Raw genomic sequence first — 14,250 nt, forward strand, 5'->3', positions numbered from 1 at the left:
CAGACCCTCGAGTCCGAGAGTCTGTTTTATTGGTAGGTTATTGTTTTTGAACGTTAACTGCCTGCGGTCCGCGTTGGCCATTTTCGATTTCAAATGTAACCTCTTGACCTTCATCCAATGTTTTGTAACCTTCGCCTTGAATAGCTGAGAAATGAACAAATACGTCTTCTCCGCCTTCTCGCTCAATGAATCCAAAACCTTTTTCACCATTAAACCATTTTACTTTTCCACGTTCCATGTACTTTGTAGCCTCCTAGCATCTAGCTATAAATAATTTTTGCAATATTTACTTGCAAAATTAGTTTACCCTAATAACAACTTTTTAAACCACCCAATTATTATTTATTGTCCAGCACCCATTTTTGGATTGCTTTAGCAACTCCATCTTCCTCATTTGTTGCTGTGATGCAGTCTGCAGTTTCCTTTACTATGTCTTGAGCATTTCCCATCGCAATACCCAGACCAGCCTCTTGTATCATCATTAAATCGTTCCGGCTGTCGCCAACAGCCATTACATTCTCCATTTCTATTCCCAACTTAGAACAAACAACTGATAATCCTCTGGCCTTATTTATACCAGTTGCATTTACTTCTATGTTTTTCAAGGTAGAATTAGTCAATTCAAATTCTCCCCTTGAAATCAGTTCCTTTAGCACTAATTCTCTAGTCATATCATCATCAATCGTAAAACCAAATTTCAGCCATTCCCATTTATGTAAATCTTCAGGCATTTCATTATGCCAGGTCTTCTCTGAGTTAATGGCCCAGAACCTTGTTTTATGCTGTTTGGACAGATCCCACATCCACTGGATATGTTCAGTATTCACAAGGTTTCGTTCAACCAACTCTCTTTTTTCATTCCAAACCTCACTTCCATTTACTGTAACTAAATAGGAGGTTAACTCCAAGTCATCGGCATGATCACGAACCGTTAATATGGAACGGCCTGTACTTAGGACGACATATATACCTTTGTCTTTAGCAGCCTTAATCGCTTCACGATTCGCCTTGGATACTTGCCCTTGATTATTTAGAAGTGTCCCATCCATATCAAGTGCAACTAACTTGATGTCAACCGTATTTTTAAAGTATTCCATTGTGTAAGAATCCCCCTTCCCATGTTCTTTTATAAGATAACACTATTCAACGTCTCATTTCAAAAAGTACCTATTAGGTTTACATAATATTTTTATTGTTAATAAAAATATCCTGCTTGTCAGCAGGATATAACCCTGTCTTATATTAATGATGATGATGTCCACCTTTAGAAGGATTGGTAATCAGCCATTCCTCTTTTGGCACATGGAAAAATTGAACCCAAACACCGTCTAAGTATTCATCATTTTTGTCAAGGATAAAATCAATATCTTTATCCGTTTTGACCACTTCATCATTCTCCGTCGGTGTATCAAGGGTTAAATCATAATGAGCATGATCACCATGAATATTTGTCACAAAAACGCGGAACAGCTTTCCCTCTGCGGCTGCACCTTCGTCTGCCACTATTTTTTTCAATGCTTTGGCAGCATGACGATTAATTTTAACTTTCATAATATGCTCTCCTCTATTATGTATTTTCAAATTATTATCCCACGAAAGCTTAAAAATAGACAGTTATATGTTTAATATAAATAGGTAATCATCTGAACTTGGAGGGATATAAAAAGTCATTCCAAAAAATTCCTTGAATAGCATTTAAAATCCTTAACAAATTTGTCACAACTTCTTTCAAAAACCTATTTAAACATTATGGCGATATTGTTAATATTGTGTTACAGATCATTGAACTGCTAATGAATATTAGTTAATAATCAATTTAAATTCATTTGCTTGTAATTTTGATACAAATGTATTATTCTAATGAAGTTTGTGAATACATTCACGTTAAAATTGTGAACAAATGAACAAATAGTATGGAGGGAAATTTGAACATGTTTAGAAAGAACTTGATTGTTCCACTGTTGGCTTTATTGCCTGTGCTGCTCCTAAGCGGTTGTGATTCAAAAATGGCTGTTTTTGATCCAAAAGGTCCTGCAGCAAGAGAAATCCTTGGCTTAATTAACTGGTCATTAGTTTTAATGGCACTTGTAGTCGTTGTAGTCTTTGGATTATTCGGCTATATCGTATGGAAATATCGGGCAACACCTGAGAATAAAGATTATGAGCCGCCTGAAGAACATGGCAGTACCAAATTAGAGTTAATTTGGACCTTTATTCCCATTCTGATTGTTATCGCCCTCACGATTCCTACAGTAAAATCTATTTACAAACTGGAAAAAGTTCCAGCTGGCTATGAAAACAAAGAGCCTATTACGATCAATGTAACTTCTGCCGACTGGAAATGGATTTTCAGCTATCCAGAAGAAGGAATTGAAACAGTCAACTATGTGAACATTCCTGTTGACAGGCCTGTTAAGTTTAAATTGACATCTGCAGGAACCATGCAGTCTTTCTGGGTTCCACAGCTAGGCGGTCAGAAATACACCATGAATAAAATGGAAACAGAATTGATTCTCACTGCAGATGAAGTTGGAGAATATCTAGGAAAAAATACGAACTTTAACGGTCAGGGCTATGCAGGAATGGAATTTACCGTGGAAGCAAAATCCGCCCAAGACTTTGAAAAGTGGGTTGGCGAAGTAAAAGATACTGCTCCTAAATTAACGGAGAAAAAGTACATTGAATTGTTGAAACCTACCCATTTAGGCCGTGAAACCTATGTAGGAACTCATTTAGAGTGGGTTGACCATGGTTCCATGAATTCTAAGACCTATACCAACCCTGAATTATATGAAGTTCATGGTGTTAAAGGTAAGATTTTCAAAGATGAACAATCATCTGAAGAGACTTCCGACACTTCGAATAATGAAAAATCAAATGGAGGTGAACAATGATGGGCATTAATTGGCATGATTTCTTTATCGTCGGAAACCCGCTCATCTTAGGTTCCCAGATTGCTATTTTACTAACAATGATTGGTGTAGTAGCTGGTGTTACTTATTTAAAAAAATGGAAGTGGCTTTGGCGCGAATGGCTAACCACTGTTGACCATAAACGAATTGGTATTATGTATATCTTATCTGGTGTCTTAATGTTTTTCCGCGGAGGTGTGGATGGTCTTTTAATGAAGGCCCAAACAGCACAGCCAGATATGAAATTTTTAGATGCACAGCATTACAATGAAATTTTTACCACTCACGGCGTTATCATGATTCTTTTTGCAGCGATGCCATTATTAATTGGGATTATGAACGTAGTTGTTCCATTACAAATTGGGGCTCGTGACGTTGCATTCCCACAATTAAACGCTCTAAGCTTTTGGTTATTCTTTGCCGGTGCGATGCTTTTCAACATCTCATTCGTTATCGGTGGATCTCCGGATGCCGGCTGGACTGCATACTTCCCTCTTGCTGGTAAGGAATTCACTCCAGGTATCGGAAATAACTATTACGCGATTGCCTTACAGATTGCCGGTATTGGTACCCTGATGACCGGGATTAACTTTGTTGTCACAGTTTTAAAAATGAGAACTAAAGGCATGGGCCTTATGAAAATGCCAATGTTTACTTGGACCTCTTTTATTGCGTCTGTTATCATTGTGTCGGCTTTCCCAATTTTCACAGTTGCCCTTGCGTTGATGACTTTTGACCGTATTTTCGGTACTCACTTCTTTACATTAAGCGCAGGCGGTATGGATATGATGTGGGTAAACTTATTCTGGTTATGGGGACACCCTGAGGTTTATATCGTAGTACTTCCAGCATTCGGTATGTTCTCTGAGATTATTTCAACTTTCTCACGTAAATCGCTTTTTGGTTATAAATCAATGGTAGTTTCCATTGTCGGAATTGCAGCTTTAAGTATGTTAGTATGGGTTCACCACTTCTTTACAATGGGTTCAGGCCCTGCAGTTAACTCTGTATTCTCGATCACAACGATGATGATTGCGATCCCGACAGGGGTTAAGATGTTTAACTGGTTATTCACGATGAGAAAAGGCCGTATTCAATTTACAACTGCGATGCTATGGGCACTTGCGTTTGTTCCGTGCTTTGTTATCGGTGGTGTTACAGGGGTTATGCTTGCGATGGGTGCAGCGGATTATCAATATCACAACACCCTATTCCTTGTTGCTCACTTCCACTATGTATTAATTCCTGGTGTTGTATTCGCGGTATTCGGTGCTCTTTATTACTGGTGGCCAAAAATGTTTGGTTTCATGTTAAATGAAAAGCTTGGTAAAATTCATTTCTGGTTATTCACGATTGGTTTTAACGTAACATTTATGCCAATGTTCTTCCTTGGACTAGATGGTGCGGTACGTCGTTCTTACACTTATTCTGCTGAATCCGGATATACTCCATTATTCGTGTTATCAGCGATCGGTGCGGTTATTTTAGCAGCTGGTTTTGCGGTTCTTTGCTATAACATTTACTGGAGTGCTAGATATGCAGACCGTAATATTTCTAACGATCCATGGGATGCTAGAACACTAGAGTGGGCAACTGCTTCACCTGTTCAATTCTATAACTTTGCTAAACAGCCAGAAGTTAAGTCAATCGATGCTTTCTGGTATATGAAAAAGCATAATGAAGGTCTTACTTTGAAAGAAGAAGAAATTGAAGAAATTCATATGCCTAGCAATTCAGGTCTTCCATTCTATATGGGTGTTATCTTCGGAGTTGCCGGTTTCTTCCTTGTCTTTGAATGGAAGATTGCTGCCCTTGTGGCAACTGTCGGTATCCTTGGCGGATTAATCGTACGTTCTTTCGATTATAATGACGGATTCCATGTAAAAGTAGATGAAATTAAACAAATTGAAAAGGCATGGCGCGGTAAAGATAAAGGGGTGAACAACCATGTCAGCTAATGTAAATACAGCTCTACCACTTGAATATCAAACAGAACAAAACCGTATGAACATTCTTGGCTTCTGGATTTTCCTAGGAGCCGAGATCATCCTTTTTGGTACACTTTTCGCAACATTTTCGGTCCTTAATGCAAGATATGCTGGCGGCCCAACGCCTCAGGATCTTTTTGAAATAAAAGATGTCATGATTGAAACCATTTTGCTGTTAACAAGTAGTTTTACAATGGGTCTTGCTATTTATGAAATGCGTCGCAGCAATCGTAATGGCCTATTATTATGGTTTGTTATAACCCTATTGCTTGGTGCAGGGTTCGTATTCATGGAAGTAACTGAATTTATCCATTATGTTCATGAAGGTGCAACATGGACTACAAGTGCCTTCCTATCAAGCTTCTTTGTCTTGCTAGGTACCCACGGTCTTCACGTTAGTATGGGTATTGGCTGGGCAATCATGGTTATTATCCAATTACTGCATAGAGGTTTAACACCTGTCACTGCACGAAAGACGTTTATTATCGGGCTATACTGGCACTTCTTGGATGTTGTTTGGATCTTTATCTTCACATTTGTGTATTTAGCAAGGATGGTGGCATAAGATGGCTAAAAATACAAAAGGATTTCCTTTAACTCACGTCTTGGGCTTTATCGCTTCGTTGGTACTTACCTTCGTAGCCCTTTTCGTAGCATTAAAAACATCCCTTCCCTTCAAAACGATTATTTGGGTGATTGGCAGCTTAGCCGTCATCCAAGCTGCCCTGCAGCTCTTCATGTTCATGCACTTGAACGAAGGTGAAGACGGAAAGTCAAATATCATCAACATCGCTTCCGGAGTATTCATCGCATTCGTAGCGGTAGCCGGATCCATTTGGGTCATGTCTTTTGGAATGTAGTTTTATATTGTATTAATATAAATAAAGGTGACAGGCACCATGCCTGTCACCTTCTTTATTTTTGTGTTTGTTTTCTTTTTTCCCGGATTAGTTGGTAACCTATGAAGGCTATGTATAGCGGAATCGCGACATAGATGAAGTATGGGAAGCGATGCTGTTCTTTTTTAAATACAATGTAAATGGCATAACCTAAGAAAAGGGTAATGATGATGCCGTATTTTGGTAAGGGGATTTCCTTTAAGCTCGGGATTTTAAGGGTACTGACCATTAAAATGCAAAGTAGAAAAAAAGCGACGACAAACATGAATCCAGGCATTTTTAGTTGAAATAAAGTTAACAGGGTTAACAAACCACCAGCTGCAGTAATCGGAACACCGGTAAAATACTTTAACGATGATTTAACCGCATTGATATTAAATCGCGCTAATCGATAGGCACCAAATAACGGGAACAGACCTGCCACTGCCATGCCAATCACGCCAAATGATGAAAAGTATGAATAATAGGCCATCATTGCAGGGGCGACACCAAAGGTCACAATATCAGCCAAGGAGTCCAATTCCTTCCCCAGCTCGCTATCTGCTCGCAGCATTCGAGCAATCCGGCCATCCATACTGTCGAGCATCATGCCAATCAAAATCAAAATCGCTGCATTTTTGTAATCTCCCTCTGCTGAATTCATTACCGATAAAAACCCAAAGAATAAATTAGCTAAAGTAAAAAGATTAGGAATACTGTTCCTGATAATATCTATCACTCCAAAAAATAGTAAAATTAGGCAACTTTCTTATGCCTTTTTCTATTATACCGTTTTTCTTTATAAATTTGGAAAAACAATATCGCAGTTCCTACCCAAAAAGAACTGGCAAAGTAACCGCCAATAATATCACTCGGATAATGAACTCCAAGATAAATCCGGCTAATCCCAATCATCATGATCATTAAGGTACTAATCACTATTAACAAGCCTCTTCCCCAGCGATATCTTATATGACGCCAAAGTAAAAAGGTAATAGTGGCATAGACGGTAAAAGCATTCATGGCATGACCACTAGGAAAACTATAGCCTCCAGCTTCAATTAAACGATGCAATTCAGGCCGTACTCGATGAAAAAACTGTTTTAAAAGCTGATTGAGGATAGCTGAACCAATTACAGCATAGACAAATAAGATGAGTTCCATTCGATGATGAAGGACCTTATATAGGAAGTATAACAAGCACAGGCTTACCACAACGACAAACGGAGCAGAACCAATAAACGTAAACCCCTTCATCATCTGAGTTAAACTTGAGCTTTCCTTTCCTTGAACAAATCCAATCACCGCACGATCAAAACCAACGATTTTTTGATCACTAATCCATAATGACATTAAAGAAAAACCAATGACCGATCCTAAACTTATGACAAACGCCAAAACTAAATGTGATTTTAATTTCATTATTAACCCCCTTTGACAGTCAGGATTCATTATAACTATAATATCTCTTACCCTTTAAATTGTATGTGAATCTCTAATTTTCTCTAAATTACAGAATAAAGGAAAACTCGCCACCTGGCGAGTCCCATTTATCCAACATTTGCTTTTTTTGTTTTCCCTTGCTCTTTTGAAAGGAACCATCCAGCTGCTGCTATTCCAATTAGCACTAAATAAAAACTTACCTTCCATTGTATGGAATGCGCAAAATCCTCATTTAAAACTTCTAATGATGGATGTGATAACGTGTATACGGCAAGTTTTACTCCAACCCAGCCAACAATCGTAAAGGCTGCAATTTCAAGACCTGGCCTTTTCTCTAATAATTTTACAAATTGATTAGCAGCAAAACGCATGATGACTACGCCAATAATTCCACCCGCAAAGATGACAAGGAACTTTCCTCCGTCAAGTCCACCGATATTAGGCAGCGGGGTGTTGGGAAGGACAACGGCCATGGCTACCGCTGCTAAAATCGAATCGACTGCAAACGCAATATCCGCTATCTCCACTTTCAAAACGGTCATCCAAAAACCGCTGCCTTTACGTACCTTTGTTTCCTCCGTTTCATCCTTCTCTTCTGCTTTTCCTTTGATGACCTTTCGGAAAATATGATTAACAGCCATAAATATTAAATATAGGGCTCCAATTGCTTGGACCTGCCAAACATCCACAAGGAACGATATAACAAACAAGGAAGCAAATCGAAATACAAATGCCCCGGCTAATCCATAAAACAAGGCCTTTTTTCGTTCTTCCTCAGGCAGGTGTTTAACCATAATGGCGAGGACGAGGGCGTTATCTGCTGCTAGTACTCCTTCTAAGACAATCAATATTAGTAATACCCAACCATATTCCATCAATAAAGTAAAATCCATACAACATTCCTCCTACATAGTTAAGTTTTTTCCAAATACTCCCCAGCGCCATAAAAATAGGCCTTTACTGTTGACAGTAAAGGCCTAAAAAAACACAGAAAAGACCTTTACAGTAAAGTAAAGGTCTTGCTAACAACGTCATGTTGCCAATAAAGCCGGAGAAATAGATTCTCGAAATGACGACTTTATTGTAGCAGCTACTCCCCTTTAAAAAGGAAATATTTAATTACTTATAATATATAAAACTATAAATAAAATGTCAATCTTTTTATTAACGGATAGATTCGATCATCCTTGAAACATTTTCCTCCATTTAGTTTTAGCCAAGCTTATTATCAGACATACTAACGTAAGGAAAATATCTAGAAAAAGGATGTGTTACCATTTTGGAAAAGCAGAAAAAGAAAAAATCTCATTTTCCTTTTCGCTTAAATATGCTTTTTTTTAGTGTTTTTTTCTTATTTTCCATTTTGATTCTAAGGCTTGGTTTTGTGCAAATTGTTTACGGTGAAAACTTTAAACGGGACTTGGAAAGAAAGGAAGATATTACAGTAAGTAATCCTGTTCCAAGAGGGAAAATATACGACCGTGATTATCGGGTAGTCGTTGATAATGTTCCCAAAAGTGCAATTACTTTTACAAATGTCGGGTTTAGTCAATCGGATATGTTACAAACCGCTAGAAAGTTAGCCCCTTTTATCGAGAAAAAAACGAATATGCTCACCGAAAGAGACAAAAAAGACTTTTGGATGATGATGTATCCTGAGCGGGCTGATTCCAAAATTACCGCACAAGAAAAAGCTCTGTATCGAGCAAAGAAACTATCAGATCAGGATCTCTATCAATTTAAACTGAAACGCATCACAGCAGCGGAATTAAAGCAATTAACAGAATTTGACCTTGAAGTCTTAGCCATTTATCAGGAGTTTAGCAAAGGCGTAAAGTTTATTCCGGTAGTCGTTAAAAATGAAGGCGTCACTGATAAGGAATTTGCTGTTGTAAGTGAGAATCTTCAATCTCTCCCTGGCGTTGAAACCACTACAGATTGGGACCGCTCCTATGCGTTTGAAAACACCTTGAGATCTGTTTTAGGAAACGTAACCAATTCCGGGGAAGGACTTCCTCGAGACCAATTAGACTATTTTCTGGCGAGAGGCTACAGCCGAAACGACCGAGTGGGCAAGAGCCAGCTGGAAATGCAGTATGAGGATGTCCTGCACGGAAATAAATCAAAGGTGAAAAATATTACTGATAAAGTAGGCAATATAATTGAAACCGAAACGGTGCTGCCAGGAAACAAAGGTAAAGACCTTGTTTTATCGATCGATATGGATTTACAGATGGCTGTTGATAAAATTATTGAAGAAGAGCTTTGGAAAGCCAAAAGATGGCCCGGCACCCGCTTAACGGACCGTGCCTATGTCGTCTTAATGGATCCAAACACAGGTGATATTCTAGCCATGTCAGGAAAAAAAATCGTGAAAGATCCAAAAACAGGCAGGGCTGAGATGATTGATGATGCCCTTGGCACCTTTACCACTACTTATAGTGTAGGCTCTACTGTTAAAGGGGCAACTATATTGACTGGGTATAAAACAGGTGCTATATCTCCTAATACTTATTTTGATGATGCTGGAATCAAGATTAAGGACACACCAATAAAAAAATCCTACGCTTATTTAGGCCGGTTAAATGAAATTACTGCCTTAAAAAAATCATCTAACGTCTATATGTTTCGTACTGCCATCCGGATTGGAAAAGGTCACTATGAATACAATAAACCATTAAACTTTTCCAACAAAACGGCCTTTGAGACGGTTCGGAATTCGTTTTCTTCTTTTGGGTTAGGAACAAGGACTGGGATTGATTTACCGAATGAGCAAACCGGTTTTAAGGGGCAAAGCAGGCTGCCTGGATACCTGCTCGATCTCGTGATTGGTCAATATGACACGTATTCAGCCATGCAGCTGGCACAATATGTTTCCACGATTGCGAATGGGGGATACCGGATGCAGCCGCATATCGTTAAACAGATTCGTGAACCTGCACGTGAAGGAGAAACGATTGGACCTGTTCTTAAAGAGATTAACCCTGCCGTTCTAAATACAATTGATGTAAAGAAAGAATGGCTAAGACGTGTTAATTTAGGATTTAAAAAAGTGATGCAGGAGCCTGGTGGAACCGCTTATAAGTTTTTCAAAGGCGCACCCTATTCCCCGGCAGGAAAAACCGGAACAGCTCAGGCCTTTTATGATGGACCATTACGCAGCCGGTTTGGGAAGGAGCCGCCCCCTGTCATGAATTTAAGCCTTGTTAGTTATGCTCCCAGCTACAATCCTGAGGTAGCCATGGCTGTGTTAGTGCCTTGGGCGTATGACGGTAAAGATGATAATCGTGCAAATCTTAAAATCGGCCGAAGAGTTTTGGATACGTATTTTAAAATGAAAAAGAATTAGGGTGCAAAATTTGCACCCTCTTCTACTACTTACGTAGAACGGATTTTACCGCCGTTTCAATCTCCTGATAGCTTGTGCAGCGGCAAATGTTCGATTCGAGCCATTCTTTTATTTTTTCATCATCGGCATCAGGATGCTGCTTGATTAACGAATGACAATTCATAATGAATCCTGGTGTACAATAACCGCATTGAAAGGCAAAATGTGAGATAAAAGCTTGCTGAATGGGTGTGTCTCGCAGTCCTTCAATGGTCGTAATCTTTTTCCCCTCAGCTTCAACCGCCAGCATTAAACATGACTTCATCGGCCACCCTTCTATTTCAATGGTGCATGCCCCGCAATCTCCATTTAAGCAGCCGGGCTTTGCGCCTGTCAGGCCCAGATTATTACGTAAAATGTACAAAAGCGTATCCGCAGAGCGGACAGATAACGTATGACTTTCTCCATTCACATCCAATCTTACCTTATAGGTACTCAAAAATTACCTCGCCTCCCCCTTAGTACTGTACAGAATCTAGGGTATCAATAACATCCAGCAAAAGGTTTCTGAGAACAAACAATCGATATTCACTGGATCCTTCTACATCATCCAAAATAGGTTGTGGTAAAGCCTTTAATGCTCGCTCCACTCTCGCTTCCTTTGATAGATCTGCCGCATTTACCGCATCCTCCACGAAAGAAGAACGGAACGGAAATGGGCATAGCCCGCTAATCGCCACCCGAATATGCCCATCTATTTTTAAAGCAGCGATTGTAATTAATGGATATCCGGTTTCCCACTGCTGCCTTCGTTTGACTGTAAAATATGGGGCATGAATATACCGATTTTCCGTAACGATCTGCACTAAGAATTCACCAGGTGTCAATTGCAAATATTCCCGAAAAACATCAATAATACCAACGAATCGGCTCCCTTTAGGTCCAGCAATCAACAGCTTACTATCCGCTAGTAAAAATGGCAGAACGGCTTCCCGATAAAAAATTCGTGCACAAATATTCCCGCCTAAGGTAATTTTCCCTCTGGCCGTATGATCGGCAACTTCACTGGCCGTCTTCGTTAATAATGGAAAAAGATTCGCTTCTTCTATAGCCGTCAAGGTAAGACAACTGCCAAAACGCACTGAAGCAGATTCGGCCTCCATTACGTTACATTCGGGAATCTTCTTAATATCAATCACCGCATCTGAATAAGCTAAATTAATTCTTCCAAGAGTCAGTAATTCCGTTCCGCCAGAATAATAGAATGGCTGCTTCCCCTGCCCCTTTAAAAATTGGAATAATTCAATCGCCTCTGTTAATGTCTTGGGACGGTAATATTCAAAATCAAAGGGAAGCATGATCCGCTTCCTCCTTTGCCTTCCAAATCAACTCAGGTATGAGCGGGAGATTCCGCAACTCAACACCCGCTGCAATCGATAAAGCATTAGCCAGTGCCCCAGGCATCCCCATTAAACCATGCTCTCCGATGCCTCTTGCCCCGTAAGGACCTTCAAGATCCGGTGTCTCAACAAAGCCAGCCAAATATTCAGGATGTTCTCCGTACCTTAGTGGTCTATAAGTTCGCAGCTGGGGATTCAACACCCTCCCTAGCTCATCAAAGTAAAAGGTTTCTCTGCCAGCAAACGCCAATCCCATACTCATTGCCCCCATTACTTGACCCAAGGCCGCCTTCTCATTCATAACCTTTCCCGCATCAACGACTGAACATGCTTTTAGCACCCGATACGTATAATCCCTTTTATCTAATTCTATTTCTACCGCATAAGCGCCCACACCCCACTCAGGGCCTGGCTTCCCTTCCCCTGTTTCCGGATCTAAATGAGTTTGATGCCGTAAGACAAAATGACCCCGCCCGATAATTTGCCCGCCAATTGTATTTCCATTTGGAAATTGATACCCGTAAGCAACCTCCTTAAAATCTAGGCCGATGGATGGCTCCTCACGAATATATACTCGGCTATTTGCTACTTCCATGTCTTCTGCCGGGGCTCTTAACACACAAGCAGCCACCTCTTTTAACTGTTTAATCACGTCATCCGCCGCCTTTAAGACCGCTCTTCCCGCCATATAGGTTCCTCGGCTTGCAACCGTCTTCCAGTGCTCCGGGGTCGTTTGTGTATCCACTTCCATCCTGACATGGATTTTGTCTACATCCATTTTCAACCGTTCAGCAAGGATCTGCGCAAGGATGGTCTTTGTCCCTGTGCCTATTTCAATGACCCCTGACATTAAATTCAAACTGCCATCCCGATTAAAGGTAATAATCGCCCCTGATGGCGCATTCGGGTCAATGGTGGACGTTTTCCAGCTGCAGCTTACCCCTGTTACTCTTATAAACCGATCATTTATTTCGTTAATGGCTCCTTTATCCCATGCCACTAAACTTCGAAGCTTTTCAATACATTTCGGTAAATTGGCAAGATTGCTGTTGTTTAACTTTACTCGGGTCGGTGTGGTATTACCCGGTCTTATCGCATTCAAATTCCTCAGTTCTAGTGGGTCCATATTCAATCTTTTAGCCAAAATATCCATCGTCCGCTCGATGCAAAAGGTAAGCTCCGAATGGCTGAACCCCCGAAATGGAGCAGCGTACGGATGATTTGTATACATACAGTAAGAGTTACACCAGACATGTTCAATGTTATAAGGCCCCGTGCAATCGACTGCACCCGACCTTGTTACATCAATGGCCTTATCTGAATAGGCACCGCCATCCCATAAATAGTGGATCTCTGCAGCTGTTATTTTTCCATTTCTGTCTGCCCCCAATTTAATCGTCGCATCTAGTCCGATATGGCAGGGGGAGGTAAGAATATCTTGTTCCCGGTCATTTAAAAGTTTGACGGGTCTGCCGCCCACCGCCTTCGAAGCAAGGTATGCAAGCACCTCTAACTGGACAGCTGCTTTCCCGCCATAGGCGCCGCCGACTAGGGGCGTGTGAACGATGATTTTTCCCATGTCTTCGCCAAAATATTTATTGATCAGCTGTTTGACCATAAAGGGGGCTTGTGAGGATGTCATAATCTTAATGGTTCCGTCAGGATTGATTTCGGCGGTTGCACATCTTGTTTCCATGGCCGCATGATCTGACGGTGCAAAGGAAAAACTTTCTTCCACAACAGTCTCACTAGCTGCCCAGCCTGTATCCATTTGGCCTTTTCGGATTTTAATAAGGGTAGCGATATTGGTCCCTGGAATCGGGTGTGAATCCTCATCCTTATCATAAGTTCCAAGCTCCTCATGAACAAGCGGCGCCCCTTGTTGAAAGGCCTCAGTAGGGGAATTCACAACCGGAAGTAACTCATATTGAATAGTTATCAAATCTGCTGCCTTTTTAGCCTGAAAGGGGGTATCTGCCACAACAAGTGCTACTGGTTCACCGTGGTAACGAACTTTATCCACCGCAATCGGCGGACGGTCGCGGATCGCCTCCCCTACTAAGGGAAAGTGCTGACCCGCTAAGATGGCTCGAACACCCGGTACTTTCGATGCCTCTGACGTATCGATATGAACAATTTTTGCATGGCCATATGGACTGATAACCATTTTTATAGACAGCATTGGTTTCGAAAAAAAATCATTCGTATACATGGCTCTGCCTGTTACTTTATCGAGCGCTTCTTTTCGTATCACACTTTTCCCAATAACCTCCATAGTCAGCCCCTCCTAACAATTGGTAG

14 protein-coding genes are annotated in these 14,250 nt (G+C 40.6%); 5 read left to right on the top strand and 9 right to left on the bottom strand.

Annotation, left to right across the window (positions count from 1 at the left end):
• Positions 1 to 37 precede the first annotated feature (37 nt).
• The 3 genes from GXK58_RS01085 to GXK58_RS01095 form a co-directional block, all read right to left on the bottom strand.
• The gene (locus GXK58_RS01085) at positions 38 to 238 is read right to left on the bottom strand and encodes a cold-shock protein (RefSeq protein WP_160719054.1); all 201 of its coding nucleotides are present in this window, start codon (positions 236 to 238) and stop codon (positions 38 to 40) included.
• Between the two features lie 100 nt (positions 239 to 338).
• Complete coding sequence (locus GXK58_RS01090) at positions 339 to 1,097, bottom strand: Cof-type HAD-IIB family hydrolase (protein ID WP_160719056.1); 759 nt, start codon at positions 1,095 to 1,097, stop codon at positions 339 to 341.
• A 145-nt stretch (positions 1,098 to 1,242) separates the two neighbouring features.
• Entirely contained in the window at positions 1,243 to 1,551 is a 309-nt protein-coding gene (locus GXK58_RS01095; RefSeq protein WP_160719058.1) for an iron-sulfur cluster assembly accessory protein, read from the bottom strand.
• Positions 1,552 to 1,931: 380 nt separating this feature from the next.
• Between GXK58_RS01095 and qoxA the strand changes: the two genes are divergently transcribed.
• From qoxA to qoxD, 4 genes are read left to right on the top strand one after another with little or no spacing between them, the layout of a single operon-like run.
• On the top strand, positions 1,932 to 2,894 hold the full coding sequence (gene qoxA, locus GXK58_RS01100; RefSeq protein ID WP_160719060.1) for a cytochrome aa3 quinol oxidase subunit II: 963 nt from the start codon (positions 1,932 to 1,934) through the stop codon (positions 2,892 to 2,894).
• Positions 2,894 to 4,870, top strand: coding sequence for a cytochrome aa3 quinol oxidase subunit I (gene qoxB / locus GXK58_RS01105; RefSeq protein ID WP_160719740.1), 1,977 nt, complete (start codon positions 2,894 to 2,896; stop codon positions 4,868 to 4,870). Before qoxA ends, qoxB begins: the two co-directional genes overlap by 1 nt.
• Positions 4,860 to 5,465 (top strand): cytochrome aa3 quinol oxidase subunit III, encoded by a 606-nt coding sequence (gene qoxC, locus GXK58_RS01110; protein WP_160719062.1) that lies wholly within the window; start codon positions 4,860 to 4,862, stop codon positions 5,463 to 5,465. Before qoxB ends, qoxC begins: the two co-directional genes overlap by 11 nt.
• A 1-nt stretch (position 5,466) precedes the next feature.
• Positions 5,467 to 5,760: a cytochrome aa3 quinol oxidase subunit IV gene (qoxD, locus tag GXK58_RS01115; RefSeq protein ID WP_160719064.1), complete on the top strand. Its 294-nt coding sequence runs from the start codon at positions 5,467 to 5,469 to the stop codon at positions 5,758 to 5,760.
• A gap of 55 nt (positions 5,761 to 5,815) precedes the next feature.
• Here qoxD and pssA read toward each other — a convergent pair whose 3' ends face one another.
• The 3 genes from pssA to GXK58_RS01130 all read right to left on the bottom strand — a co-directional run bounded on the left by pssA (position 5,816) and on the right by GXK58_RS01130 (position 8,114).
• On the bottom strand, positions 5,816 to 6,442 hold the full coding sequence (gene pssA / locus GXK58_RS01120) for a CDP-diacylglycerol--serine O-phosphatidyltransferase (RefSeq protein ID WP_237389524.1): 627 nt from the start codon (positions 6,440 to 6,442) through the stop codon (positions 5,816 to 5,818).
• 92 nt (positions 6,443 to 6,534) lie between these two features.
• Positions 6,535 to 7,200, bottom strand: coding sequence for a phosphatase PAP2 family protein (locus tag GXK58_RS01125; protein WP_160719068.1), 666 nt, complete (start codon positions 7,198 to 7,200; stop codon positions 6,535 to 6,537).
• A 128-nt stretch (positions 7,201 to 7,328) separates the two neighbouring features.
• On the bottom strand, positions 7,329 to 8,114 hold the full coding sequence (locus GXK58_RS01130; RefSeq protein WP_160719070.1) for a TerC family protein: 786 nt from the start codon (positions 8,112 to 8,114) through the stop codon (positions 7,329 to 7,331).
• 386 nt (positions 8,115 to 8,500) lie between these two features.
• Here GXK58_RS01130 and GXK58_RS01135 point away from each other — a divergent pair, with 386 nt between their 5' ends.
• On the top strand, positions 8,501 to 10,570 hold the full coding sequence (locus tag GXK58_RS01135; protein ID WP_160719071.1) for a peptidoglycan D,D-transpeptidase FtsI family protein: 2,070 nt from the start codon (positions 8,501 to 8,503) through the stop codon (positions 10,568 to 10,570).
• Positions 10,571 to 10,595: 25 nt separating this feature from the next.
• Here GXK58_RS01135 and GXK58_RS01140 read toward each other — a convergent pair whose 3' ends face one another.
• The 3 genes from GXK58_RS01140 to GXK58_RS01150 are packed head-to-tail and all read right to left on the bottom strand — an operon-like array spanning position 10,596 to position 14,224.
• Positions 10,596 to 11,048, bottom strand: coding sequence for a (2Fe-2S)-binding protein (locus GXK58_RS01140; protein WP_160719073.1), 453 nt, complete (start codon positions 11,046 to 11,048; stop codon positions 10,596 to 10,598).
• 19 nt (positions 11,049 to 11,067) lie between these two features.
• Entirely contained in the window at positions 11,068 to 11,907 is an 840-nt protein-coding gene (locus tag GXK58_RS01145; RefSeq protein WP_160719075.1) for an FAD binding domain-containing protein, read from the bottom strand.
• On the bottom strand, positions 11,894 to 14,224 hold the full coding sequence (locus tag GXK58_RS01150; protein ID WP_160719077.1) for a xanthine dehydrogenase family protein molybdopterin-binding subunit: 2,331 nt from the start codon (positions 14,222 to 14,224) through the stop codon (positions 11,894 to 11,896). Before GXK58_RS01150 ends, GXK58_RS01145 begins: the two co-directional genes overlap by 14 nt.
• Positions 14,225 to 14,250: the final 26 nt, after the last annotated feature.

The organism is Bacillus sp. USDA818B3_A (assembly GCF_009928415.1).
In the GTDB taxonomy this organism is placed as follows: domain Bacteria; phylum Bacillota; class Bacilli; order Bacillales; family Cytobacillaceae; genus Neobacillus.